The following is a 25,242-nucleotide window of genomic DNA, read 5'->3' on the forward strand; positions in this document are numbered from 1 at the left end:
CCCCCGCACCGCAGCCTCCCCCACCGCCCTCACGTCTGGACAGAGAAGCCCCATGTTCCGTACCGCCTTGCGCAACGTACTCGCGCACAAGACCAGGTTGCTGATGACCGTGCTCGCCGTGATGCTCGGCGTGGCGTTCGTGTCGGGCACCCTCGTCTTCACCAACTCCATCTCCCAGGCGTACGAGAAGTCCTCCGCCAAGGGCTTCGCCACGGTCGACGTCTCCGTCAGGCCGGCCTGGCAGGAGGACAAGGCCCACGACGAGCAGACCAAGCTGACCACGGACTCCCTCGACCGGGCCCGGGAGACCGAGGGCGCGGCCTTCGCCATCGGCAGTGTCACCAGCTCCGTCGCCCTCGCGGACAAGGACGGCAACCCGGTCGGCGACGGCTGGCAGGTGTCGGGCGGCAACTACTGGGGCACCGACGACCCCCGCTACCCGATGGCCGAGGGGAACGCCCCGAAGGGCGGCGACGAGGTCGCCATCGACTCCAAGACCGCCGCCCGGCACGGGTACCAGGTCGGTGACAAGGTCCGTATGTCCGTCGACGGCCCGGTCCTCACGCCGACCGTCTCCGGGATCTTCACCACCGACGACGGCAGCGTGGAGGCGGGCGGCAGCCTCACCCTGTTCGACACGGCCACCGCGCAGAAGCTGCTCGGCAAGCCGGGCGAGTACGACGAGATCACCGTGAAGGCGGAGCCCGGCGTCAGCCAGAACGCCCTCATGGACGCGCTCGGCACGTCCCTGCCGAAGGGCACCGTCGAGATGCAGACCGGCGCGGAACTCGCCGCCGAACAGGCCATGTTCACCGCCCAGTCCATGGACTCCCTGAAGCAGACCCTGCTGGTCGCCGCCGGCATCTCCCTCTTCGTCGGCACCTTCCTCATCGCCAACACCTTCACCATGCTGGTCGCCCAGCGCACCAAGGAACTGGCGCTGATGCGCGCCGTCGGCGCCTCGCGCCGCCAGGTCACCCGGTCCGTCCTGTTCGAGGCGTTCGTCGTCGGCACGGTCGCCGCGGTCACCGGCCTCGTCGCGGGCATCGGCATCGGCGCCGGGCTGCGCACCCTCCTGAACTCCTTCGGCGCCAACTTCCCTCAGGGCCCGCTCGTCATCACGCCGGGCACCGTCGTGGCCGCACTCGCCGTCGGCGTCCTGATCACCATGCTGGCCGCGTGGCTGCCCGGCCGCCGGGCCGCGAAGATCCCGCCGGTGGCCGCGATGAACAGCCTGCACGCCAAGGCGACCACCAAGTCGCTGGTGCTGCGCAACACGATCGGCTCCCTGTTCACGGCGGCGGGCGTCGCCGTCGTCCTGGCCGCGACCTCCATGGACGACGCCCAGAGCGCACAGGGCCCGCTGGCCCTGGGCGCGGCCCTGATCGTCATCGGTGTCTTCGTCCTCACCCCGCTGCTGTCCCGCCCGCTGATCGCGGCGGCCGCGCCGGTGCTCCGCGTCTTCGGTGTGTCGGGCAAGCTGGCCCGCCAGAACGCGGTCCGCAACCCGCGCCGTACGGCGGCCACGGCCTCCGCCCTGATGATCGGCCTCACCCTCATCACGGCCATGACCGTGGCGGCGGTCGGCGTGCAGTCGGCGATCAACAAGATGGCCTCGGACTCCCTCAAGGCCGACTACGTGGTGTCGATGGCGAACTTCGGCTACCTCTCCCCGGACGTCGCGGACAAGCTCGCCGGCGTCGAGGGCGTCACCGACAGCAGCCCGATGCGCAGCGGCTCGGCGACCGTCGACGACGTGGACGAGTCCCTCACCGGCGTCAGCGGCTCCGCGTTCGGGAAGCTGGCCGACCTCCCGGTCCAGGACGGCAACGCCGAGATCGGCGGCACCCGGGTCGTCGTCGACGAGCCGACCGCCGAGGCACACGGCTGGAAGCCCGGGTCGGAGTTCACCGTCACCTACGACGACGACCAGCAGCAGAAGCTCACGGTCGCCGGGGTCTACCAGCACAACGAGCTGTTCCGCGGCATCATGCTCGACCTGCCGACGCTGGCTCCGCACGTGGAGGACGCGGCCGACACGCAGGTCATGGTGAAGATGACCGACGGGACCTCCGACGCGGCGAAGGACAGCCTGCAGAAGGCCCTGGGCGACAGCCCGGCCATCAAGGTGCAGGACAAGCAGGACCTGTCCGACGAGATCGCCAAGATGATCACCATGATGCTGAACATCCTGTACGGCCTGCTGGGCATGGCGGTGATCGTGGCGGTCCTCGGCGTCGTCAACACGCTGGCGATGTCGGTGTTCGAGCGCGCCCAGGAGATCGGCATGCTCCGCGCGATCGGTCTGGACCGCAAGGGGATCAAGCGGATGGTCCGGCTGGAGTCCCTGGTCATCTCCCTGTTCGGCGCGGTCCTCGGCATCGGCCTGGGCGTGTTCTTCGGCTGGGCCGCGGGCGAGCTGGTGGGCGCCCAGGTGGAAACGTACGAGCTGGTGCTGCCGTGGGGCCGGATCGCCGTCTTCCTGCTGCTCGCCGCGGTGGTCGGCGTCCTGGCCGCCCTGTGGCCGGCCCGGCGCGCGGCCCGGCTGAACATGCTGACCGCGATCAAGTCGGAGTAGCGGCGGCGTGCCGTGACGTGCAGGTGGGCCCCCTCCCGCGGGCGGAGAGGGGGCCCACCTGCACGTGTGCCGCGGCGTGCTCAGTTCCAGGTGCGGGCGCGCAGCGGCAGGCCGGAGGCGCCCGAGCCGGGCGTCTTCACGGCGAGGACCTGGTTGACGCCGATGCGGTTGCGCTCGAAGGACAGCGCCGAGGCGGCCATGTAGAGCCGCCAGACACGGGCACGGCCGGGGCTGACCAGCCGGAGCGCACCGTCCCAGGCGGATTCCAGGTTGGCGACCCAGCGGCGCAGGGTGAGCGCGTAGTGCTCGCGGATCGACTCCACGTCGCGCACCTCGAACCCGGCGCGCTCCAGCTGGGTGACGGTGGTGCCGACGGGGGCGAGTTCGCCGTCGGGGAAGACGTAGGCGTCGATGAACTCGTCGACGGCGTACGCGGACTCGTCCCGCTGCGGGCGGCGGGCGATCTGGTGGTTGAGCAGCCGTCCGCCGGGCTTGAGCAGCTGGTGGAGGTCGGTGGCGTACTCCAGGTAGCGCTCGGCGCCGACGTGCTCGGCCATGCCGATGGAGGAGATCGCGTCGTACGGCCCGACGGCGACGTCCCGGTAGTCCTGGACGCGGATCTCCACCCGGTCGGTGAGCCCCTCGTCGGCGACGCGCTTGCGGGCGTACGCGGCCTGTTCGTGGGAGAGCGTGACGCCCACGACGTGCACGCCGTGCTCGCGGGCCGCGTGGACCGCCATGGAGCCCCAGCCGCAGCCGACGTCGAGGAGCCGCTGACCGGGGGTCAGGCCGAGTTTGCGGCTGACGAGTTCGAGCTTGTCGCGCTGGGCGTCCTCCAGGGTGCCGCCCTCGTCGGGAGGGGCCGGCCAGTAGGCGCAGGAGTACACCATGGAGGAGCCGAGGACGAGTTCGTAGAAGTCGTTGCCGACGTCGTAGTGGTGGCTGATGGCCCGTCTGTCGCTGCGCTTGGTGTGCAGGTGGCCGCGGACCCGGCGGACCTCCTCCGGCGGCGGCGCGGGCGGCAGCGGCGGCCCGGCGAGCTTCACCAACCCGCGCACGGCGGCGCGCACCTCGGGGTCGCGCAGCGCCTCGAAGAGGGTGCGGGCGTCGTCCCCGCGCTCCCAGATGAGACCGGCCATGAGGTCGAGGGCGGTGAAGAGGTCGCCGTCGATCTCCAGGTCACCTGCCACCCAGGCGCGGGCCAGGCCCAGTTCGCCCGGTTTGAACAGCAGGCGGCGCAGGGCCCTGCGGTTGCGGACGACGAGGGTCGGCGCGCCCGGCGGACCCGACTGCGAACCGTCCCAGGCGCGGATGCGCACCGGGAGTGGTGCCCCCAGCAACTGTTCGAAGAGGTTCTGCAGCCGCAGCGCGGCATCAGCCATGGCGTACCTCCGTGACGAGCGATCCCGGAATGTCCAACACCACGTAAACACCTGGGAGCCCGCCGTACAGTCCCCGGCGCGCGTTACGACTCGGCAAAATAGCTGTACACACCAACGGCTTTGTCGCCCTGGTGGAGCAGCGCGGGAAGGGCGCGAGAACAGCGCACGGAGCGGCGCGCAAGCGGCGTGCCGGGCAGCGCGAAGGGGGCCCGGAGGACAGCGCGGGACGGCCCGGAGGACAGCGCGAAGGGGCCGCCCGCACCACGGATGGCGGGCGGCCCCTTCGGGGTACTGCTGCGGAGTACTGCTACCGGACCCGGCGGCCCGGAGTCCCCGGTGCCTCCGGAGTCCAACGGGGTGTCCGAGGTCCCGGGGCGTCCGAGGTCCCGGGGCCCTGGGGTCAGGAAGCCTTCGCCTCGGTCTTCCCGGCCGACTCCCCGCTCTTGCCGGCCGTCTTGGCACCGTTGTCGGCGGCCTTCGGCGCGGCGGCCGGGGCCGGCTTGGCGGCCTCGTAGAACTCCTCGCGCGGCGTCTCCATCGCGCCGAGGGAAACGACCTCGCGCTTGAGGAACATGCCGAGCGTCCAGTCCGCGAAGATGCGGATCTTGCGGTTCCAGGTCGGCATCGCGAGGCCGTGGTAGCCGCGGTGCATGTACCAGGCGAGACGGCCCTTGAGCTTGATCTTCATCTTGCCCATGACGATCATCGCGACGCCCTTGTGCAGGCCGAGACCCGCCACCGCGCCCTTGTTGGCGTGGCTGTACTCCTTCTGCGGGAAGCCCCGCATGCCGGAGATGACGTTGTCGCCGAGGACCTTGGCCTGGCGCAGCGCGTGCTGGGCGTTCGGCGGGCACCAGGCGTTCTCGTTGCCCGCCTTGCGGCCGACGAGGTCCGGCACCTGGGCGTTGTCGCCCGCGGCCCAGATGTAGTCGGTCCCCTGGACCTGGAGGGTCGCCCGGGTGTCGACGTGGCCGCGGGGACCCAGCGGCAGACCGAAGCGGGAGAGCGCCGGGTTGGGCTTGACGCCGGCCGTCCACACGATCGTGTTGGAGTCGACCTCGAGCCCGTTCTTCAGCACCACGTGGCCGTCGACGCAGGAGTCCATGGAGGTGGACAGGTAGACCTCGACGCCGCGGCTCTCCAGGTGGTCCTTGCCGTACTGGCCGAGCTTGGGACCGACCTCGGGGAGGATCTTGTCGGCGGCGTCCACGAGGACGAAGCGCATGTCGTCGCGGGAGACGTTGTTGTAGTACTTGGCCGCGTCGCGGGCCATGTCCTCGACCTCACCGATGGTCTCCGCACCGGCGAAGCCGCCGCCGACGAAGACGAAGGTGAGCGCCTTGCGGCGGATCTCCTCGTCGGTGGTGGAGTCGGCCTTGTCGAGCTGCTCCAGGACGTGGTTGCGCAGCCCGATGGACTCCTCGATGCCCTTCATGCCGATGCCCTGCTCGGCGAGGCCGGGGATCGGGAAGGTGCGGGAGACGGCACCCATCGCGATGACCAGGTAGTCGAAGGGCAGCTCGTACGCCTCGCCGACCAGCGGGGCGACGGTGGCGACCTTGCGGTCCTGGTCGATGGTGGTGACCCGGCCGGTGAGGACCTCCGCCTTCGGGAGCACACGCCGCAGGGGGACGACGACGTGCCGCGGGGAGATGCTGCCGGCGGCGGCTTCGGGGAGGAAGGGCTGGTAGGTCATGTACGACCGCGGGTCGACGACGGTGACGGTCGCCTCGCCGTAACGCATCTTCTTCTGGATGCGTCGAGCTGCGTACAGGCCTACGTACCCACCGCCTACTACGAGGATCCTGGGACGCTCCGTGGTGCTCATGCCATCGAGTATCCACCCGCCTCAGGGGGGTGGATCGTGCGCCCCTTCACAAGGTTGGGTGGTCACTGTGCTACTATCCGCCGCCCACGTGACGGAGATCATGACGGGCACCGGAACCGGTGTGCGGTGAGCCCCGTTGTCAATGCCGCGTGAGCTGCACGTCCGCGATTCCAGGACGGCGAACCACCCTCCCCCGAGACCCTCGCCGGGCCCCCTCGAAGCGCCGTCCTGAACGCGTTCAAAGGGCAGTTGAAGCCCCAAAAGGGTCAACGGCCGCGCTTTCGTCGTCCGACAGGGCCCTATTCCTTGTGAAGAACTTCACGAACTTTCCGTCGCGCGGCCCGCCGAGGGACCCGCAGGACCCCCCGGCAGCCGCTCAATCGTCGCCCCGCCTGCTCGGACGGCCACCACGGAGACCCCCGCACATCCCGCCCGGCAGGGTCACGCCAGTGACCCTGCGATGCCGTCGGGCACCGCTCACGACCGCGACTCCCGACCGATGCCACGTGTACACGTATGCGCGTACACTGGCTTCATGAGTGAGAACTCCGTGACCGTACGAGAAGCCCGCGCGCACCTCGCCGACCACATCAACAGGGCCGAGGAAGGTGTCCCGACCGTCATCACGCGCAACGGCACCCCGGTGGCGGCCGTGGTGCCGATCTCGGACTTCGAAGCGTTGGAGGAAGCGGCCGACGTGATACTGGCGCGCGAGGCCGAAGCGGTGCTGGCCGAAGGAGGCCGCACCGTGACCATGGCGGCTTTGCTGGCGGACCTGTTCACCGAGCGGGACGGCGAGGCGGCGTGAAGTACGCCTTCCGTTTCACCACGGCGGCGCAGCGGCAGCTCCGGGCCGTCAGCCGACCCGACGCCATGCGCATCCTGACCGCGCTGACCGCGCTCGGTGACGACCCGTACCGCCAGGACGCCGACGTCAAGAAGCTCACCGGCCCGTCGGGCCTCTACCGGCTCCGGGTCGGAAGCTACCGGATCGCCTACCAGATCAACGACGGCGAACTCGTCGTCCTCGTCGTCAAGGTGGGCGACCGGCGGGACGTCTACCGCAACCTCTGACGCCCCGCCAGCAGGGTCACGCCAGTGACCACGCGATGCCGTCGAGGATGTCGTGCTCGCTCACCACGACCTCCTCGGCGCCCGTCCGTTCCATGATCGACAGCAGTACGAGGGCGCCCGCGCCGATCACGTCGACGCGGCCCGGGTGCATGGAGGGCACGGCCGCCCGCTCGGCGTGGGTGGAGCGCAGCAGCCAGTCGGTGATCTCCCGGACCCTCTCGCGCGGGACGCGGGAGTGGTGGATGGCGGCCGAGTCGTACTCGGGCAGTTCCTGCGCGATCGCCGAGACGGTCGTCACCGACCCGGCCAGTCCGACCAGCGTGCGCGCCTCGCCCAGCGGCACCGTGCGCCCGGCCAGGTCGAGGGCCGCCTCGATGTCGGCCCGCATCGCCGCGACCTGCGCACCGGTGGGCGGATCGGTCACGGCGCCGTCGCGCACCAGGTGCCGCTCGGTCATCCGGACGCAGCCCACGTCCACGGAGCGGGCGGCCCGCACGTGGTCGTCGCCGACGACGAACTCGGTGGAGCCGCCGCCGATGTCGACGACCAGGTAGGGCGTGTCGAGGTCGGCGCGGCCGGTCAGTTCCTTCGTCGCGCCGGTGAAGGAGAACTCGGCCTCCTGGTCGCCGGAGATGACCTCCGGCTCCACGCCGAGGATGTCCAGCACCCCGCGCACGAAGTCGTCCCGGTTCTCCGCGTCGCGGGAGGCGGAGGTGGCCACGAAGCGCAGCCGCTCGGCGCCGTGCTCCTTGACGACCTCCGCGTACTCGCGGCAGGCGGCGAAGGTCCGCTCCAGCGCCTCCGGCGCCAGCCGCCCGGTGCGGTCGACGCCCTGGCCGAGCCGCACGATGGTCATGCGGCGGTCCAGGTCGGTCAGCTCGCCGGTGCGCGGATCGGCGTCCGCGACGAGCAGCCGGATGGAGTTCGTACCGCAGTCGACGGCGGCGACTCGGGTCACTGGGCGTCCTTCCCGTCGGTTTCGGCGACCGTCACGCACGGCCCCTTGCGCCACCACTCGGGCAGCATCGCGATCGCCTCGTCGCCCAGCGGGTTGACGCCGGGGCCGGCGGCCAGCGAGTGCGCGACCAGCACGTGCAGGCACTTCACCCGGTCGGGCATGCCGCCCGCGCTCGGGAAGCCGGTCAGCTCCTCGATCTCGTCGCGGCGCCGGACGTAGTCCTCGTGCGCGGCGCGGTAGGCGGCGGCCAGCACCGGGTCGGCGGCGAGGCGCTCGGTCATCTCCTTCATCACGCCGTTCGCCTCCAGCGTGCCGATCGCGGAGGCCGCCCTCGGACACGTCAGGTAGTAGAGCGTCGGGAAGGGAGTGCCGTCGGGCAGCCGGGGGGCGGTCTCCACGACGTCCGGCTGCCCGCAGGGACAGCGGTGGGCGATGGCGCGCAGGCCGCGCGGCGGTCGGCCGAGCTGCTGCCGGAAGGCCGCCACGTCCGCGTCGGTCGGCTCGGTGCGCTCGGTGATCGGCGGGGGAGTCTGCATGACTGTCTTCTGCTGGTCTTCCTGTTGAGTCACTGCCGCCGGGCGACGGCGTCGGCCTTGTCGACCCCGTCCCAGACGTTCCGGTACCAGGGGCGGTCGGCGGCGCCGAGACGGGTGCGCGTCTGCTCGGCCGCGTCCGGGTCGACGACGACGAACCCGGTCTCCCCCGGCATCACGTAGTGCAGCCGCAGCCGCACCTGCTGCTCGGCGTAGGCGTCGTCCTGCCAGCGTGCCTTGAGGTCGCGCAGGTCCTCGACCCGCTGCCGGGTCTGCCGCTGCTCCTTGCGGAGGTCGGCGATCTCGGCGCGCTGGGCGACGTACTGGCGGATCGGGTAGGCGAGCGCCACGACGAGCGAGCAGAACACCATCGCGAGGAGCGCGGCCCGGCCGGTCAGCCGGGAGCGGCGGGCCTGGCGCCTGGTCTGCGAGCGGTAGACCCGGGCCGCGGTCTGCTCCCCGATGATCCGGATCCTGGTCGCGGTGGAGAAACGGTCCCGGTCCTTCACCGCCATGTCGCGCGCCTCCGCCTCTGCGTGGTCCGTGGTCCGTCTCTGAGTGGTCCGTCGTACGCCGCCCGTGGTCCGTCATACGTGCGTACGTCCCCGCACACGGTACGGGACCGGGTACGGGGACGTACGTACGACGCTGCCTCTTGCGGGGCCTTACGGGGCCTCGCGGGTGGCGGTCAGGCCTTGAAGCGGGGGAAGGCGCTGCGGCCGGCGTACACCGCGGCGTCGTCGAGGATCTCCTCGATGCGCAGCAGCTGGTTGTACTTGGCGACGCGCTCGGAGCGGGCCGGGGCGCCGGTCTTGATCTGGCCGCAGTTGGTGGCGACGGCGAGGTCGGCGATGGTGACGTCCTCGGTCTCGCCGGAGCGGTGCGACATCATGCACTTGAAGCCGTTGCGCTGGGCCAGCTCGACGGCGTCCAGCGTCTCGGTCAGCGAGCCGATCTGGTTGACCTTGACGAGCAGGGCGTTGGCCGAGTTCTCCTCGATGCCGCGGGCCAGGCGCTCGGGGTTGGTGACGAACAGGTCGTCGCCGACCAGCTGGACCTTGTCGCCGAGCTGGGCGGTGATGGTGTTCCAGCCGTCCCAGTCGTCCTCGAACAGCGGGTCCTCGATGGAGACCAGCGGGTACGCCTCGACCAGCTCGGCGTAGTACTCGGTCATCTCGGCGGCGGTGCGGTTCCTGCCCTCGAAGGCGTAGGAGCCGTCCTTGTAGAACTCGGACGCGGCGACGTCGAGCGCGAGGGCGATCTGCTCGCCGGGGGTGTAGCCGGCCTCCTTGATCGCCTCGAGGATGAGGTCGAGGGCCTCGCGGTTGGAGCCGAGGTTCGGGGCGAAGCCGCCCTCGTCGCCGAGGCCGGTGGCCAGGCCCTTGCTCTTCAGGACCTTCTTGAGGGTGTGGTAGACCTCGGCGCCCCAGCGCAGGGCCTCGGAGAAGGACTCCGCGCCGATCGGGGCGATCATGAACTCCTGGATGTCCACGTTGGAGTCGGCGTGCGAGCCGCCGTTCAGGATGTTCATCATCGGCACCGGCAGCAGGTGCGCGTTCGGGCCGCCCAGGTAGCGGAAGAGCGGCAGGTCGGACGCCTCGGAGGCGGCGTGGGCGACGGCGAGGGAGACGCCGAGGATGGCGTTGGCGCCGAGCGAGCCCTTGTTGTCGGTGGCGTCCAGGTCGAACATGGCCTGGTCGATCAGCCGCTGCTCGGTGGCGTCGTAGCCGACCAGCTCCGGGCCGATCTGCTCGATGACGGCGAGGACGGCCTTCTCGACGCCCTTGCCGAGGTAACGGCCCGGGTCGCCGTCACGGAGTTCGATGGCCTCGAAGGCACCGGTGGAGGCGCCGGACGGAACGGCGGCACGACCCGTGCTGCCGTCGTCGAGGCCGACCTCGACCTCGACCGTGGGGTTGCCTCGGGAGTCCAGGATTTCCCGGGCTACGACGACGTCGATGGACGGCACGAGCATCTCCTTCTTCAATATGACGCTTCGGTGTGACGCGCGGGTCCGCAGGACCGCGGCGGCTCTGCGGGACCGAGCCTAACCGGCCCGGGACGATCGGCCATCCGATCGTCCGTGCGCCGGACAGAACCGAGAGTAAATTGTTTCCGAACGGAACAAAGACGTTTCCGAAAACCCGTCGAAAACCCGTTCGGACGCACGAGTCGGGCGCGGGCGTGAAAAACCCGCCCCGGTGCGTACGGGGGAACACGCACCGGGGCGGGAGTCGCGGGGCCGCTGCTCACTCGGGGTGCAGCTGCCGGCCCGGGTTACTTGAGGTGCAGCTGCTGGCCCGGGTAGATCAGGTCGGCGTCGTCGACGATGTCGTCGTTCAGCTTGAAGAGCTTCTCCCAGCCGCCCTCGACGTCGTGCTCCGCGGCGATCGAGCTGAGGGTGTCGCCGGTGACGACCTTGTACTCGCCGTCGCCCTTCTCGACCTTCTTGCCGGTCGGGGTGGTGACGGTCTTCTTCTCGGTCTTCTGCTCCGCGGCCGGACGCTCGGAGGAGCGGGAGGCCTTCTGCTCGGTGGAGCGCTCGGCGGAGGAGCCGCCGCTCTGGCTCTGGGAGCTCTCGGAGCTGCCGGAGCCGCTGCCCTGGTCCTCGGAGCCGCCGCCGGTGTACGCGGCGCCGGACAGGCCGGTGCCGCAGACCGGCCAGGCGCCCTTGCCCTGGCCCGCGAGCACCTTCTCGGCTATCTCGATCTGCTGGGCCTTGCTCGCCTGGTCGGCGCTGGCGGCGTACTGCGTACCGCCGTAGGCGGCCCAGGTGGAGGCGGAGAACTGCAGACCGCCGAAGTACCCGTTGCCGGTGTTGATGGACCAGTTGCCGCCGGACTCGCACTGGGCGACGGCGTCCCACTCGGACGCGGTGGCGGCGGAGGCGTTGCCGGCCGCCATCAGCGGGGCGGCGACGGCGGCACCGGTGACACCGGCGACAGCGATGACACGGGTGGCCTTGGACGGGCGACGGTGCTTGCCCTTGCCGGAAAACAGCATGGTTGATCCCCTCACCGACGCCTGCGAGGTGAGCTGTCGGGTTCGGGCCGGTTGAGTTGCCCGGCCGGGTTCCTCGCGGAACTCGGCTTCACCCCTAGCCGCTCCGGCTCAACTGCCCGGTACGGCGCTTACCTTGGGTCCCCCGCTCCTGCCTGCGGCGCTTGACGCGACGACTGTTCCCGTACGGCCGCTGGCAGGATTCGGCGTTGCGGCTGTCGGGGCCCGCGGTGGCGAGCGGTCATGACCGTAGACACGCGCCCCGCGGATTTTCAAAGACGATCACGGCTTCTGAGACCTATCTCTCACGAGATCCAAAACGGACATACGGTCTCTAACCGTGACGTGAACTCCCTCTACTTTTCGCCCGATTCGCCCGTGACCGTGAGCGTCTGACCGGGCAGGATGTAGTCGGGGTCGGCACCGACGACCCGCTCGTTGTCGCCGTAGAGCGCGTTCCACCCGCCGTCGACGCCAAGGGAGTCGGCGATGCCCCAGAGGCTGTCGCCCGAGCGGACGATGTACGAGCCGCCGTCGTCCTCCCCGGACTGCCCGGCGGACCCGGACCCGGACTCGCCGCCGCCCGAGGCGTGCCGGCCCGTCGCGAAGTCCGTGAGACCGCGCTTCGCCGCGCTCGCACCCTCGTCCTCGCTGCCGCCGCGGTGCCGGCCCGAGCCGGACACGCCCTGGCCGCCCCGGTTGTCGGTGCGGTCCGACGCGCTGCTCCCGGCCGACGCGCCCGGCTCGGCGGACCGGTCACGCCCGGCGGACGAGTCGTCGGACGGGGCGCCGGACGCGGAGGAGGAAGAGGATGAAGGGGACGAAGAGGGCGTACCCGAGGGCGAGTCGGACGCCTCGGCCGACGCGGACGGCGCGGGCGACTCCGACGACCGCGACGGCTCGGGCGATCCGGCGGCGGCGGGCGATTCGGACGACCTGGTGCCGTCCTCGTCCTTGGAGGTGTCCGAGTCCTTCGACGCGTCGTCACCGGACGCGTCCGAGCCGCCGTCCAGGACACCCGAGTCGCTGCCGAGACCCGCGAGCAGACCGCAGGTCGGCCAGGCGGCGATGCCCTGGTCCGCGTGCAGCTTCTCGGCGATCTTTATCTGCTGGGAGCGGCTGGCCTGGTCGGGGCTGGAGGCGTACTCCAGACCGCCGTACTGCTCCCAGGCGTCCTGCGACAACTGGAGGCCGCCGGAGTAGCCGTTGCCCGTGTTCTGGCTCCAGGCGCCGCCGGTCTCGCACTCGGCGATCCGGTCCCAGGTCGACGCGTCGGCCGCGTGGGCGCCGGTCGCGCCGAGCAGCGGGATGGCGATGGCGGAGCCGGTCACTCCGGCGGCGACGACCAGGGCGGGAGCCTGGCGGGGGCGACGGTGACGACCGTTCCCGGAGAGCATGCGACGACCTTTCACAGACGACGGGGACCGCGCGGCGCGTGATGCTCTTCGCCACGCTGATTCGTGAACGTATAGGCAGATGATCGCCTGTCACAAGTTCATGCCGCGCAGATCACGTGAAGATCACAAAGTTGAACGCGTGTCACTTTTGCATTGACGACGCACTGTTGTCGCCCGCTGACCGAGGCGGGGTGAACGAAACCGGCAGAGTACGCAGACCGCGCATGATGAGCCCGCCGCGCCGGCGAAGTTCGGCCGGATCGGCGTCCAGACGGAGATCCGGGAAACGGCTGAAAAGTGTCGCCAGCGCCGTCTGCCCCTCCAGCCGGGCCAGCGGGGCGCCCAGGCAGTAGTGGATGCCGTGACCGTACCCGAGGTGCTGGCTGTCGCGGCGGGAGAGGTCCAGGGTGTCCGGGTCGTCGAAACGCTCCGGGTCCCGGTCGGCGGCGGCGAGCACGACGAGGACGGGGTCGCCGGCCGCGACGTCCTGGCCGCCGAGGGTGAGCGGTTGGGTGGCGAAGCGCCAGGTGGCCATCTCCACCGGCCCGTCGTAGCGCAGGAGTTCCTCGACGCCGGTCTCCAGCAGGCCGTGCTCGCCCGCGGCGAGGGAGGCCTGCAGCCGCTCACGCTGACCGGGGTGGGTGAGCAGGGCGTACGTGCCGTTGCCGATGAGGTTGACGGTGGTCTCGAAGCCCGCGAAGAGCAGGATGAAGGCCATCGCGGCGGCCTCGTTCTCGGTGAGGTGCTCACCGTGGTCGGAGGCGCGGATCAGGCCGGAGATGAGGTCCTCGCCGGGACCGGGCTCGGGCGGCAGCGCGGCGCGCTTGCGGTGGATGAGGTCGGCGAGGTAGCCGCGCATCTTCTTCACCGACCGCGCGACGCCGCCCCGCGGGCCGCCCTGGTGACGGATCATCATGCCCGCCCAGTCCCGGAAGTCGTCCTGGTCCTCCCGGGGCACGCCGAGCAGGTCGCAGATGGCGTGGATGGGCAGCGGGAAGGCGTACTCGTGGATCAGGTCGGCGGAGCCGGACTCCGCGAAGCGGTCGATGAGGCCGTCCGCCAGCTCCTGCACCCGGGGAGCGAACTCGGCCACCCGGCGCGGCGTGAAGGCCTTGCTGACCAGTCGGCGCAGCCTGGTGTGGTCCGGCGGGTCGATGTTCAGCAGATGGGTCATCAGCTCGGCCTTCCGCTCCCCCGGAATGCCGGTCTTGCCCTTGGCGTGCGCGGGCTCGTCGTGGTGCGCCGGGTTCTTGGACAGCCGCGGGTCGGCGAGGGCCTGCTTGGCGTCGGCGTACCGGGTGACGAGCCAGGCCTCCACGCCGCTGGGCAGCCGGGTGCGGTGCACGGGGGCGTGCTCGCGCAACCAGGCGTAGGCGGGGTAGGGGTCGTTCGCGAACTCCCAGCCGAACAGTTCGGGGACGGGCCCGGTGCCCTCGCGGCCGGCGGTGACGGGGGGATGCTCGCCGGTCACCCCTCGACCTCCCGGATCGCGTCCCGGTACGCCCGGGCCGCCGCCCGCAGAGCCGCCTCCGGGTCGGTGCCCTCGGCCTCGGCGCGGGCCGCCAGGGCGAGGAGTTCGTAGCCGATGCCCTCGCCGGTGGGCAGCGGGACCGGAAGGCCCGCGGTGCGGACGCGGGATGCGAGCTTGGCGGCGAGGGCGAGGCCGGGCTGTCCGAGGGGCACGCCCTCGGTGACCGAGCTGCGCTGCTTCTCGGTGGCCTTGACCCGCAGCCAGTTCGCCCGGACCTCCTCGGGGGTGGACGCCGTCCCGTCACCGAAGATGTGCGGGTGGCGTCGGATCAGCTTGTCGACGATGGTGCCGGCGACGTCGTCGACGGAGAACGGCGCTTCCAGGTCCTCCTCCGCTATACGCGCGTGGAAGACGACCTGGAGGAGCACGTCGCCCAGTTCCTCGCGGAGGTCGTCGCGGTCGCCGTCCTCGATCGCCTCGACGAGTTCGTACGCCTCCTCGATGGCGTACTTGGCCAGTCCCTTGTGGGTGCGCTCGGACGACCACGGGCATGCGACGCGGATGCGGTCCATGACCTGGACGAGGTCGAGCAGGCGGGCGCCCGGGAGGTCGTAGGAGGCCGGGAGCAGTTCCAGCTCGGGCATGTCGACCCGGCCGGAGCCGGCGAGCCTGGCCAGTCCGTCGGTGAGCGCGGGCTCGCCCTCGCCGGTCGCCACGACCACCGCGGTGCGCCCGCCGGCGCAGGCGCCGACCAGTTCCTCCGCGCCGGGCGCCGCTTCGTCCACCCGTATCCCGGCCTCGCGCAGATACGGCAGCTGCGGATGGGCCCCGTCGGCGCACAGCACGCGGTCGGCGGTGCGCAGCGCCTGCCAGGCGGGCCAGGAGAGGAGGCCGGGGGCCACGCGGTGGCTGGTGGTGAGCAGGACGATACGGCCCTGGTCGGCGGTGGTCGCGTCGGCGGTGGTTGCGTTCACTCTCCGAACGTAACGCATGCCGCCGACGGCCCCACGAGTTGTCCACAGGCCCCGCAGAGGCGGCCGTACGCAGCCGTTCCCAGGACGCCTCCCGGGCCGCCCGCCAGGCCGTCCGCCAAGCCGTTGAGCCGTTGAGCCGTTGAGCCGTTGAGCCGTTGGGCCGTTAAGCCGTCTGCTGTGCGGGCTCCGCCTCCGTGACCTCCCGCACCCACGGCGTCCCGCTGTCGACGCGGCCGGCCCGCTGGACGTCCCACGCGCCGTAGCGCGGGTTGAGGTCGACGTCGAGCTTCTCGGATGCCTTGGACAGGGCCTGCCAGAACTCGGGGCGGCTGGTGTCGGTGCCGAGGCTCTCCGCCAGCTTCTGGGCCTCCAGCTGGACGCGGAGGTTGTCGTCGAGGCGTGCGGGGGCGACACCGTACTGCTGGAGCCAGACCGTCTCCAGCTGCTCGGAGCCCCCGGCCTGGTCCTCCAGGCCGCCGCGCATCGCCTGTACTTCCTTGCGGCTGACGCTCACCCCGGCGTCCTCGGCGGCGCGGTGCAGCACCCGGTCGAGGACCATGCTGTGCAGGGTGTCGCGGGTGAGGGCGCCGGTCTGGGCGACGACCTGCTGGTACTGCCCGTCGTCCGGGACGGCGGCGCGCTGGGCCTCGCGCACCTCGTCGACGCGGCTCTCCAGCTGGGAGACGGTGATCCGCTGGTCGCCGACGACGGCCGCGGCACCCGGGTGCGCGTCGTTGCCGCAGGCGGTGAGCAGAGGCGCCGCGGCGGCGATCGCGGCGGTGAGGAGGAGCGCGGAGCGACGGCGGCGGTGCAAGGAAACCTCCCGAGGAGAGCTTGTGCGACGGTGCACAAAGTCTTGCGGTGATCGATGTTAGGCAGTGGCCCGGCTCTGGCCAACCCATTGGACCAACGATTCACCAGGACTTCGGGCACCGCCCCGCGCCCGGCCTCCTCGGGCGGTGCGGCCGACCGTCAGCCGCCGCACTGGCGCAGCATCGCCTCGCGGTCCGGGGCGGTCACCGCCAGTTCGTACTTGGTGGCGACCTGGGCGAAGCGGACGGCGTAGGCGCAGCGGATCGACTTGTCCGGCGGCAGCCAGGAGGCCGGCCCGGAGTCGCGCTTGGCGGAGTTCGCCTTGCCCTCGACAGGGAGAAGGTTGAGCGGGTCGTTGGCCAGTTGTTCGCGCTTGTTCTCCGGCCAGCGCGAGGAGCCCATCTGCCAGCTGTACGACAGCGGCACGACGTGGTCGATCTGGACCTCGCTCGCCTTCTGCTTGCGCCACTCGATGCTCGTCCCGGTGTACGGGTCGTCCAGCGTCATCGCGACGACCACGCAGTCGGAGCCGGACCGGAAGCGCACCTGCTGTCCGTCCCGCTTCAACAGGTCGTTCCGCGTGTCGCAGCCGTTGCGGGCGAACGGGACGCCGTCGGCGGTGTCCATCCAGGCGTAGCCGAACTCGTCGCGGTCGTACCCCGTCTTCGGGCCGCGCCCCTTGGTCTTCAGGCCGTCGACGAGGTCGCGGGCCTTCGCCCGGGGGCCGTCACTGGTGACCGGGGCGAGGCCCGGTTCGGTGCCCTCCGGGTTGTCCAGCGGGCTGGCGGCGTGGCCGGCGGCCGGTGCCTCGGCTCCGCCGCCGGAGGCCGGGACGTCGTCCCCCTCGACGCCCTCGCAGCCGGTCACCAGGGCCAGCGCCAGGGCCGCGGCCACCGCCCCCGGGATACGAATCCTGCCGTGCCGCCTCATGCGTGCCCCTCCCCTGGTCGTTCGCCGCTACCACCGTAGCGAGGGAGAGGTCCAGACCATAGTGGGCCTTAATGGGCATAGGGAACATATCTGTCGTACGGTCGTCAGTGAGTCACGTCTCGGAAGGAGCTCTGGATGGGCATCCTCGACAAGATGAAGAACATGGCGAGCAAGAACAAGGAACAGTCGCAGAAACTGTCCGACGCCGCCGAACGCCAGGTCAACCAGCGGACCGGCGGGAAATACAAGAAGCAGGTCGACACCGCGCAGCAGCAGGCCGAGAAAAAGCTCGGCTTCGGACGCGGGCACGGTGGCGGCCGCGAGCAGCAGTAGCTGCGCGCACACCCCGGACAGGCCGAAGCCGTCCACGGGCTCTCCCGTGGACGGCTTCGTGCTGGTGCGACGGCCCGGACCGGTGGTCCGACGGCCCCGACCGGTGGTCCGACGGCCCCGACCGGTGGTCCGACGGCCCCGACCGGTGGTCCGACGGCCCCGGCCTGTGGTGCGACGGCCCTCACCGGCCAAGACTCCGGGACCACGCGTCCAGGAGCCGAGGATGCAGGTCAGGACCCGAGCAACCAGGTCAGGACCCGAGGATCCGGGTCAGGACCCGAGGATCGAGGTCAGGAACTCGCCGACCCAGCCGAGGAGTTCCCGGCCGACCAGCGGTTTGCCGCCCACCTTCGCGGTCTTCGGGCGCGGCACGAGCACCTGGTGCGTGCCCGCCTTGATGACGCTGCCGGGATAGAGCCGCTTGAGCCGCAGCTCCTGGGACTCGCGCAGCTCGACCGGCGCGAAGCGGATGTTGTTGCCCTGGAGCACGATCTCGCCGACGGCGCACGCCCGCGCGAGCATCCGCAGGCCCGCAACCAGCAGCAGGTTCTCCACCGGCTCCGGCAGTTTGCCGTACCGGTCGACGAGTTCCTCGCGTACGGCCTTGACGTCCTCCTCGCTGTTGGCGGAGGCGATGGACCGGTACGCCTGGAGCCGCAGCCGCTCGCCCGGCGCGTAGTCGTGCGGGACGTGCGCGTCGACGGGCAGCTCGATCTTGACCTCCAGCGGCGGCTCCTCCTCCACGCCGCCCTCCAGCGAGGCCCGGTAGTCCGCGACGGCCTCACCGACCATCCGCACGTACAGGTCGAAGCCGACACCGGCAATGTGCCCGGACTGCTCGCCGCCGAGCAGGTTGCCCGCGCCGCGGATCTCCAGGTCCTTCATCGCCACGTACATGCCCGCGCCCATCTCGGTGTGCTGGGCGATGGTCGCGAGCCTTTCGTGCGCGGTCTCCGTCAGGGGCTTCTCCGGCGGGTACAGGAAGTAGGCGTAGCCCCGCTCCCTGCCCCGGCCGACGCGGCCGCGCAGCTGGTGGAGCTGGCTGAGACCGAAGTTGTCGCCGCGCTCGACGATGAGGGTGTTGGCGTTGGAGATGTCGATGCCGGACTCGACGATGGTCGTGGAGACCAGCACGTCGTACCGCTTCTCCCAGAAGTCGACAACGACCTGTTCGAGCGCCTGCTCCGACATCTGGCCGTGGGCGGTGGCGATGCGGGCCTCGGGGACGATCTCGCGCAGCCTGGCCGCCGCGCGGTCGATGGACTCGACGCGGTTGTGGATGTAGAAGACCTGGCCCTCGCGCAGCAGCTCGCGGCGGATCGCGGCACCGATCTGCTTGTGCTCGTAGGGGCCGACGAAGGTCAGCACCGGGTGGCGCTCCTCCGGCGGGGTGGTGATCGTCGACATCTCGCGGATGCCGGTGACCGCCATCTCCAGGGTGCGCGGGATGGGGGTGGCGGACATGGTCAGCACGTCGACGTTGGCGCGCAGCTTCTTCAGCTGCTCCTTGTGCTCGACGCCGAAGCGCTGCTCCTCGTCGACGATGACCAGACCGAGGTCCTTGAACTTGGTCTCCGAGGAGAACAGGCGGTGGGTGCCGATGACGATGTCCACCGACCCCTCGCGCAGGCCCTCCAGGGTCGCCTTCGACTCGGTGTCGGTCTGGAAGCGGGACAGCGCCTTCACGTTCACCGGGAACTGCGCGTACCGCTCGCCGAACGTCCCGAAGTGCTGCTGCACCAGCAGCGTGGTCGGGACGAGTACGGCGACCTGCTTGCCGTCCTGGACGGCCTTGAAGGCGGCACGGACGGCGATCTCGGTCTTGCCGTAGCCGACGTCGCCGCAGATCAGGCGGTCCATCGGGACCGTCTTCTCCATGTCGTCCTTGACCTCGGCGATGGTGGTGAGCTGGTCCGGCGTCTCCGCGTAGGGGAAGGCGTCCTCCAGCTCGCGCTGCCAGGGGGTGTCCGCGCCGAACGCGTGGCCCGGCGCCGCCATCCGCGCGCTGTACAGCTTGATCAGGTCGGCGGCGATCTCCTTGACCGCCTTCTTCGCGCGGGCCTTGGTCTTGGTCCAGTCGGCGCCGCCGAGGCGGTGCAGGGTGGGTGCCTCGCCGCCGACGTACTTGGTGATCTGCTCCAGCTGGTCGGTGGGGATGTAGAGCCGGTCGCCGGGCTGGCCGCGCTTGGCGGGGGCGTACTCCACGACCAGGTACTCGCGGGTGGCGCCCTGCACGGTGCGCTGCACCATCTCGATGTAGCGGCCGACGCCGTGCTGCTCGTGGACGATGTAGTCGCCCGACTCCAGGGTGAGCGGGTCGATGGTCTTGCGGCGCCGGGCCGGCATCCGCGCGCCCTCGCGGCCGGCGGCCTTCTGCCCGGTCAGGTCGGTCTCGGTGAGCACGGCCAGCTTCAGCGCGTGGTCGACGAAGCCGTGCTCGACCGAGCCGCAGGAGACGTGCACGACGGAGGGGCTGAGCGTGCCGAGGTCCTGGTCGAGGCGGGCGGCGATGCCCTCGCCGCCGAGCACCTCCACGGTGCGGGACGCGGGGCCGTGGCCCTCGGTGAGGTAGACCGCGCGCCAGCCGTCGGCGAGCCAGCCCTTGGTGTCGGCCAGGGCCTTCGCGGTGTCGCCGCGGTACGTCTCGGGGGCGTGCATGCCGAGCTTGACGGTGTCCGCCTCTTCGAGCGCGTCGTCGGCGGCGAAGGGTGAGACCGACCACCACATCATGCCCAGTTCGCGGGCGCGGTCCCGGACGTCCGCGATCGACCACAGGGAGGCCGCGTCCACGTCGATCGGCGCCTCGCCGCCGCCGGCGGTCGCGGCCCAGGACGCCTGGAGGAACTCCTGCGACGTCGCCACCAGGTCGGCGGCCCGCGTGCGCACCCGCTCCGGGTCGCAGACCACGGCCATCGCGCCCCCCGGCAGCACGTCCAGGAGCAGCTCCATGTCGTCCACCAGGACCGGAGCCAGGGACTCCATGCCTTCGACGGCGATGCCCTCGGCGATCCTGCCGAGCAGTTCACCCAGCTCGGGGTGGTCCTCGGCGAGTGCGGCGGCCCGCTCGCGCACGTCCCGCGTCAGCAGCAGCTCGCGGCAGGGCGGCGCCCACAGCCCGTGCTCGGCGATCTCCAGGGAGCGCTGGTCGGCGACCTTGAAGTAGCGGATCTCCTCGACGTCGTCGCCCCAGAACTCGACGCGGAGCGGGTGCTCCTCCGTCGGCGGGAACACGTCCAGGATGCCGCCGCGGACGGCGAACTCGCCGCGCTTCTCCACCAGCTCGACCCGCGCGTACGCGGCCGCCGCCAGCGCCTCGACGACCTCCTCCAGGTCGGCGCCCTGCCCGGTGCGCAGGGCCACGGGCTCCAGGTCGCCCAGGCCCTTGACCTGCGGCTGAAGCACGGAGCGCACGGGCGCCACGACGACGGAGACGGGACCGGTCTCCGGGTCGTCGGAGCGGGGGTGGGCCAGGCGGCGCAGGACGGCCAGGCGGCGGCCGACGGTGTCGCTGCGGGGGCTGAGCCGCTCGTGCGGCAGGGTCTCCCAGGAGGGGTACTCCACGACGCCCTCGGGCGGCAGCAGGGAGCGCAGGGCCGCGGCCAGGTCCTCCGCCTCCCGTCCCGTCGCCGTCACGGCCAGCACCGGGCGGTCCGTCTCGCGGGCCAGGGCGGCGATCGCGAAGGGGCGGGCCGCGGGCGGGCCGACGAGGTCGACGTGCATGCGGTTGCCGTCTGCGGCCGCCGAGATCGCTTCCGCGAGGGCGGTGTCCTTGACGACGGCGTCGAGCAGACCGTGCAGGCTCATGGAGGGGGTGCTTCCGTCCTGGGTTGGGGCAACACGAGTAGCCCGACTCGGTGAGGGTCGGGGGTGTCCAGGTTACGTCGGTCCGCTCGACGGCGTCGGAGCTGTGGACGACGCCGGGCGAGTGCCGGGCCGGCACCGCCGTGGACGTACCGCGGGCGTACCAGGGGGCTCCGTCCCCTCGGACCCGGGGCCCATGCCGGCTGGACCGGCACCGCCGTGGACGTACCAGGGGGCTCCGCCCCCTGGACCCCCGGGCCTGTGCCCGCCCCACCACCCGACTCGGTGGGCTGAGAAGCGGACGCCCGGGGCGACGACGCCCCGGCCCCAGGAGTGACTGGCCGCACGGGGGCGGAAGGAGGTGGCCGCACGGAGGGCGGGAAAAAGCGGCCGCACGGAGGGCGGGAAGAAGTGACCGCACGGGCTCCGGTGCAAAAGGCCCGGCGCCTCCGCCCCCCCTGGGACGTCGGCGCCGGGCCCTCCTCCGCAACCCCCGTATGCGGTGGCCGTGGGGACGGGTGCTACTCCGTCGCGATGGCGTTCAGGACGTTCATGCGGCCCGCCCGGAAGGCCGGGACCAGGGCGGCGAACAGGCCCACGAAGGCCGAGCCGACGAAGACCCCGATGATCGTCGGCCAGGGGATCTCCAGGACGTTCAGCCCCTCCAGGGCGAGCAGCCTCTGGGCCGTGGCGCCCCAGCCCATGCCCAGACCGAGGCCGAGCAGGGCACCGAAGAGGGCGATGACGACGGACTCCATGCGGATCATGCGGCGCAGCTGACGGCGGGAGAGGCCGATCGCCCGCATCAGACCGATCTCACGGGTCCGCTCGACCACCGACAGCGCCAGCGTGTTCACCACACCGAGGACGGCGACGATGATCGCCAGTGCGAGCAGGCCGTACACCATGTTCAGCAGCTGGCCGATCTGGTCCTTCAGCTCCTGCTTGTAGTCGGTCTGGTCGGCGACCTGGTACTGCGGGTAGGCGTCCAGGGACTTCTTCAGCGCGGCGTACGCCTGGTCGGCCCGGCCGTCCTCGGCCTTGGCGAACATGATCGTGTTCGGCGGGACGTTCTCGGCCGGCAGGTACTTCTCCATCGTCTCGATGCTGATGTACCGGGCGCCCTGGTCGAGGGCCACGTCGTCACTGGTGATCGCCGCGACCTCGAGCTTCGCCGTCTCGCCGCCCTTGAAGGCGACGGAGACGGTGTCGCCGACGTGCACACCGTGCTTCTTCGCGTAGTCCGAGCCGACGGACATGGCGTCGGTGCCGTAGGCGGCGGAGAGCTCGCCCTCGGTCGTCGCGCGGCGCACGTCCTCGGCGTAGGTCGGGTCGGCGGCCGTGACACCGTCGTCGTCGGTCTTGCCGTCGGGCGAGGTCAGCGTCGCGTCGAGCGTCTTGTAGCGGGTGACGTGCTCCAGGCCGGGCGTGTCGGTCATGGCCTTCTCGGCCTGCGGCACGATCCGCTGGCTGCCCTGGACGATGAAGTCCGCGCCGACCGTCTTGTCCAGCTCGCTGGTGGCCGAGGCGACCATGGAGGAGCCGACGACGGACAGGCAGGCCACCAGCGCCAGGCCGATCATCAGCGCGGCACCGGTGGCGCCGGTACGGCGCGGGTTGCGCAGCGCGTTGCGCTCGGCGAGCCGGCCCACCGGCCCGAAGGCCCGCAGCAGCACCGCGCTGATCACCCGGACCACGAACCCGGCCAGCAGCGGGCCGACGACGACGAAGCCGACGAGCGAGAGCACGATGCCCGCGCCGAGCATCAGCGAACCGTCGCTCGCCTTGTCGGCGGAGGCGGCCGTCAGCAGCGCGGCGGCACCGGCGCCGGTGAGGACCAGGCCGATCCCCCCGCGGATCCAGCCGGCCCTGCCGTCGGCCGGCGTACCGGCGTCGCGCAGGGCGGCCATCGGGGAGACCTTGCCGGCCCGGCGGGCGGGCAGGTAGGCGGCCAGGACGGTGACGACGACGCCGAGGACGAGGCCGATGACAGGGGTCGCCGTCTTGACCGTCAGGTCGTCGGTGGACAGGTTCATCCCCGCCGCAGACATCAGCTTCATCAGTCCGACGGCGATGCCGACACCGGCCGCCACGCCGAGGACCGAGCCGATGACACCGAGCAGCAGCGCCTCGATCAGCACGGAGCGGTTGACCTGCCGGCGGGAGGAGCCGATGGCCCGCATCAGGCCGATCTCGCGGGTGCGCTGGGCGACCAGCATGGAGAACGTGTTGATGATCAGGAAGATGCCGACGAGGAACGCGATGCCGGCGAAGCCCAGCATGGCGTACTTGATGACGTCCATGAACTCGCCGATGTCCGCGCGGTCCTCGTCCGCGCTCTCCTCGGCCGTCTGCACCTTGTAGGTGCCGCCGAGCGTGCCGGCGACGGACTGCTTGAGCCGCGCGTCGGACACGCCGTCGTCCGCGACGACGTTGAACTGGGTGAACTTGTCGGCCGAGCCGAGCAGTTCGCGCTGCGCGGTGGGCGTGTCGAAGTAGACGAGGGCGGCACCCGGGTTGGTCACCGTGAAGGAGACGATGCCGACGATCTCCGTCCTGAAGTCGCCGGTCTGCGCGATGGTGCGCAGCTCGTCACCGATCTTCAGGTCGTGCTTGTCGGCGGTGTCGGCGTCGACCATCGACTCGGTGGGGCCGCGCGGAGCATGCCCGGAGGTGATCTCCAGCGACCGCTCGCTGTTCTCCGTCCAGTTGCCCGCGATCGTCGGCGCGCCGGTGGTGGCGCCCACGTTGTCGTTGTCACGGTCGACGACCGTCACGTTCGTCGAGGTGACCGAGCCCTGCGCCGACTTGACGCCGTCGATGCCGCGCACCTGCTCCAGGGCGGACGCCGGAAGCGACTCGGGCACACCGCTCTGCGGGGTCTCCTCGCTCTTGGCGTCCTTCGGCGTCACCGTCACGTCCGAGGAGGTGGCCGCGAAGAGCTTGTCGAAGGTGGTGTTCATCGTGTCGGTGAACACCAGGGTGCCGCACACGAACGCCACCGACAGCAGCACCGCCACCGCCGAGAGCGCCATCCGGCCCTTGTGGGCGAAGAAGTTGCGCATCGAGGTCTTGACGACGGTCATGACGTACGCCCCCGCGCGTCGAAGTCCTTCATCCGATCCAGGACGGCTTCCGCGGTCGGCCTGTGCATGTCGTCGACGATCCGGCCGTCGGCGAGGTACAGCACCCGGTCCGCGTAGCTGGCGGCCACCGGGTCGTGGGTGACCATGACGATGGTCTGGCCCAGTTCCGTGACCGAACGGCGCAGGAAGCCGAGGACCTCGGCACCGGCCCGCGAGTCCAGGTTCCCGGTCGGCTCGTCACCGAAGATGATCTCCGGCCGGGCGGCCAGCGCCCGCGCCACCGCGACCCGCTGCTGCTGACCGCCGGAGAGCTGCGTCGGCCGGTGCTTGAGCCGCCCGGCGAGCCCGACGGTCTCCACGACCCGGTCCAGCCACGCCCGGTCGTACTTGCGGCCGGCGATGTCCATGGGCAGTGTGATGTTCTCGATCGCGTTGAGCGTCGGAAGCAGGTTGAACGCCTGGAAGATGAAGCCGATCCGGTCCCGGCGCAGCTGTGTGAGCTTCTTGTCCTTCAGGCCGGTTATCTCGGTCTCGTCCAGGTGGATCCGGCCGCTGGTCACGGTGTCCAGGCCCGCCATGCAGTGCATCAGCGTCGACTTGCCGGAACCCGACGGCCCCATGATGGCGGTGAACTGGCCGCGGGCGATGTCCACGTCGACGTGGTCCAGGGCGACCACCCGGGTCTCGCCCGACCCGTAGGCCTTCACGACCTGCCGCGCCCGCGCGGCAGCGGCCGTACGCCCTCCGGTGCTCCCCTGAGCGGGAATACTTACGGCCGGTATCATGTCAATTCTCCTATGTCGGTCATCAGGTGAGGCGCCGGTGCCGGCGGCGAAGCCGGGGGCTACCGGAGTGGGGACGGTGGTGCCGCGCGCCCTTAGGGGAGGCGGTGCGTGGGTGCCGCGACCGTCGTGGTCCCGGCGCCGCCGTCGTGTGCGGTACTGCGTGGTGTGCGGTACTGACTGTGCGTCTGCTGCTGCGTGTTGCTGTCGCGTCTGCTGCGGTGCTGCCGTCGAAGAGTCTGACCGGATCCGCGGGGTGAGTGCGCTGGTGTTCAGCGCACTCTTCTCCTGAGGAAAACCCC

Annotated in this window: 19 protein-coding genes and 1 riboswitch; of the genes, 4 read left to right on the top strand and 15 right to left on the bottom strand. The window is 71.1% G+C overall.

The window, feature by feature from the left end:
• Nucleotides 1-52 precede the first annotated feature (52 nt).
• On the top strand, nucleotides 53-2,578 hold the full coding sequence (locus tag HZS56_RS28180; protein WP_216723612.1) for an ABC transporter permease: 2,526 nt from the start codon (nucleotides 53-55) through the stop codon (nucleotides 2,576-2,578).
• Between the two features lie 80 nt (nucleotides 2,579-2,658).
• Here the strand turns inward: HZS56_RS28180 and HZS56_RS28185 are convergent, their stop codons facing one another.
• A complete protein-coding gene (locus HZS56_RS28185) occupies nucleotides 2,659-3,960 on the bottom strand; it encodes an SAM-dependent methyltransferase (protein ID WP_216723613.1) in 1,302 nt (433 codons plus the stop codon).
• A 400-nt stretch (nucleotides 3,961-4,360) separates the two neighbouring features.
• The gene (locus tag HZS56_RS28190) at nucleotides 4,361-5,788 is read right to left on the bottom strand and encodes an NAD(P)/FAD-dependent oxidoreductase (protein ID WP_216723614.1); all 1,428 of its coding nucleotides are present in this window, start codon (nucleotides 5,786-5,788) and stop codon (nucleotides 4,361-4,363) included.
• Nucleotides 5,789-6,323: 535 nt separating this feature from the next.
• On the opposite strand from HZS56_RS28190, the gene HZS56_RS28195 reads away from it, so the two are divergent.
• A complete protein-coding gene (locus HZS56_RS28195) occupies nucleotides 6,324-6,596 on the top strand; it encodes a type II toxin-antitoxin system Phd/YefM family antitoxin (protein WP_216723615.1) in 273 nt (90 codons plus the stop codon).
• Nucleotides 6,593-6,862: a type II toxin-antitoxin system RelE family toxin gene (locus HZS56_RS28200; RefSeq protein WP_216723616.1), complete on the top strand. Its 270-nt coding sequence runs from the start codon at nucleotides 6,593-6,595 to the stop codon at nucleotides 6,860-6,862. Before HZS56_RS28195 ends, HZS56_RS28200 begins: the two co-directional genes overlap by 4 nt.
• Before the next feature lie 16 nt (nucleotides 6,863-6,878).
• Here the strand turns inward: HZS56_RS28200 and HZS56_RS28205 are convergent, their stop codons facing one another.
• The 10 genes from HZS56_RS28205 to HZS56_RS28250 all read right to left on the bottom strand — a co-directional run bounded on the left by HZS56_RS28205 (nucleotide 6,879) and on the right by HZS56_RS28250 (nucleotide 16,938).
• Nucleotides 6,879-7,820: a Ppx/GppA phosphatase family protein gene (locus HZS56_RS28205; RefSeq protein WP_216723617.1), complete on the bottom strand. Its 942-nt coding sequence runs from the start codon at nucleotides 7,818-7,820 to the stop codon at nucleotides 6,879-6,881.
• The gene (locus HZS56_RS28210; protein WP_216723618.1) at nucleotides 7,817-8,356 is read right to left on the bottom strand and encodes a DUF501 domain-containing protein; all 540 of its coding nucleotides are present in this window, start codon (nucleotides 8,354-8,356) and stop codon (nucleotides 7,817-7,819) included. The genes HZS56_RS28205 and HZS56_RS28210 overlap by 4 nt, the downstream gene beginning before the upstream one ends.
• Nucleotides 8,357-8,385: 29 nt before the next feature.
• Nucleotides 8,386-8,868: a cell division protein DivIC gene (gene divIC / locus HZS56_RS28215; protein ID WP_216723619.1), complete on the bottom strand. Its 483-nt coding sequence runs from the start codon at nucleotides 8,866-8,868 to the stop codon at nucleotides 8,386-8,388.
• A 173-nt stretch (nucleotides 8,869-9,041) separates the two neighbouring features.
• Complete coding sequence (gene eno / locus HZS56_RS28220) at nucleotides 9,042-10,322, bottom strand: phosphopyruvate hydratase (protein WP_216723620.1); 1,281 nt, start codon at nucleotides 10,320-10,322, stop codon at nucleotides 9,042-9,044.
• Nucleotides 10,323-10,630: 308 nt separating this feature from the next.
• A complete protein-coding gene (locus HZS56_RS28225) occupies nucleotides 10,631-11,356 on the bottom strand; it encodes a LysM peptidoglycan-binding domain-containing protein (RefSeq protein WP_216723621.1) in 726 nt (241 codons plus the stop codon).
• Nucleotides 11,357-11,359: 3 nt separating this feature from the next.
• A riboswitch (cyclic di-AMP (ydaO/yuaA leader) is annotated at nucleotides 11,360-11,526 on the bottom strand.
• A gap of 183 nt (nucleotides 11,527-11,709) precedes the next feature.
• The gene (locus tag HZS56_RS28230) at nucleotides 11,710-12,750 is read right to left on the bottom strand and encodes a LysM peptidoglycan-binding domain-containing protein (RefSeq protein WP_216723622.1); all 1,041 of its coding nucleotides are present in this window, start codon (nucleotides 12,748-12,750) and stop codon (nucleotides 11,710-11,712) included.
• 142 nt (nucleotides 12,751-12,892) lie between these two features.
• Nucleotides 12,893-14,221, bottom strand: a complete 1,329-nt coding sequence (locus tag HZS56_RS28235; RefSeq protein ID WP_216723623.1) for a cytochrome P450 family protein — start codon at nucleotides 14,219-14,221, stop codon at nucleotides 12,893-12,895.
• Nucleotides 14,218-15,213: a nucleoside triphosphate pyrophosphohydrolase gene (locus tag HZS56_RS28240; RefSeq protein ID WP_253915055.1), complete on the bottom strand. Its 996-nt coding sequence runs from the start codon at nucleotides 15,211-15,213 to the stop codon at nucleotides 14,218-14,220. Before HZS56_RS28240 ends, HZS56_RS28235 begins: the two co-directional genes overlap by 4 nt.
• A 145-nt stretch (nucleotides 15,214-15,358) precedes the next feature.
• Complete coding sequence (locus HZS56_RS28245) at nucleotides 15,359-16,009, bottom strand: SurA N-terminal domain-containing protein (protein WP_216723625.1); 651 nt, start codon at nucleotides 16,007-16,009, stop codon at nucleotides 15,359-15,361.
• 158 nt (nucleotides 16,010-16,167) lie between these two features.
• Nucleotides 16,168-16,938, bottom strand: coding sequence for an HNH endonuclease family protein (locus tag HZS56_RS28250; protein WP_216723626.1), 771 nt, complete (start codon nucleotides 16,936-16,938; stop codon nucleotides 16,168-16,170).
• Nucleotides 16,939-17,073: 135 nt separating this feature from the next.
• On the opposite strand from HZS56_RS28250, the gene HZS56_RS28255 reads away from it, so the two are divergent.
• Complete coding sequence (locus tag HZS56_RS28255; RefSeq protein ID WP_216723627.1) at nucleotides 17,074-17,271, top strand: antitoxin; 198 nt, start codon at nucleotides 17,074-17,076, stop codon at nucleotides 17,269-17,271.
• Between the two features lie 270 nt (nucleotides 17,272-17,541).
• Here the strand turns inward: HZS56_RS28255 and mfd are convergent, their stop codons facing one another.
• The 3 genes from mfd to HZS56_RS28270 all read right to left on the bottom strand — a co-directional run bounded on the left by mfd (nucleotide 17,542) and on the right by HZS56_RS28270 (nucleotide 24,943).
• The gene (gene mfd, locus HZS56_RS28260; protein WP_216723628.1) at nucleotides 17,542-21,075 is read right to left on the bottom strand and encodes a transcription-repair coupling factor; all 3,534 of its coding nucleotides are present in this window, start codon (nucleotides 21,073-21,075) and stop codon (nucleotides 17,542-17,544) included.
• A gap of 518 nt (nucleotides 21,076-21,593) precedes the next feature.
• On the bottom strand, nucleotides 21,594-24,158 hold the full coding sequence (locus tag HZS56_RS28265; RefSeq protein WP_216723629.1) for an ABC transporter permease: 2,565 nt from the start codon (nucleotides 24,156-24,158) through the stop codon (nucleotides 21,594-21,596).
• The gene (locus HZS56_RS28270) at nucleotides 24,155-24,943 is read right to left on the bottom strand and encodes an ABC transporter ATP-binding protein (protein ID WP_216723630.1); all 789 of its coding nucleotides are present in this window, start codon (nucleotides 24,941-24,943) and stop codon (nucleotides 24,155-24,157) included. Before HZS56_RS28270 ends, HZS56_RS28265 begins: the two co-directional genes overlap by 4 nt.
• Between the last annotated feature and the right edge of the window lie 299 nt (nucleotides 24,944-25,242).

Origin of the sequence: Streptomyces mayonensis, from assembly GCF_018982965.1 — a bacterium.
GTDB lineage: Bacteria > Actinomycetota > Actinomycetes > Streptomycetales > Streptomycetaceae > Streptomyces > Streptomyces mayonensis.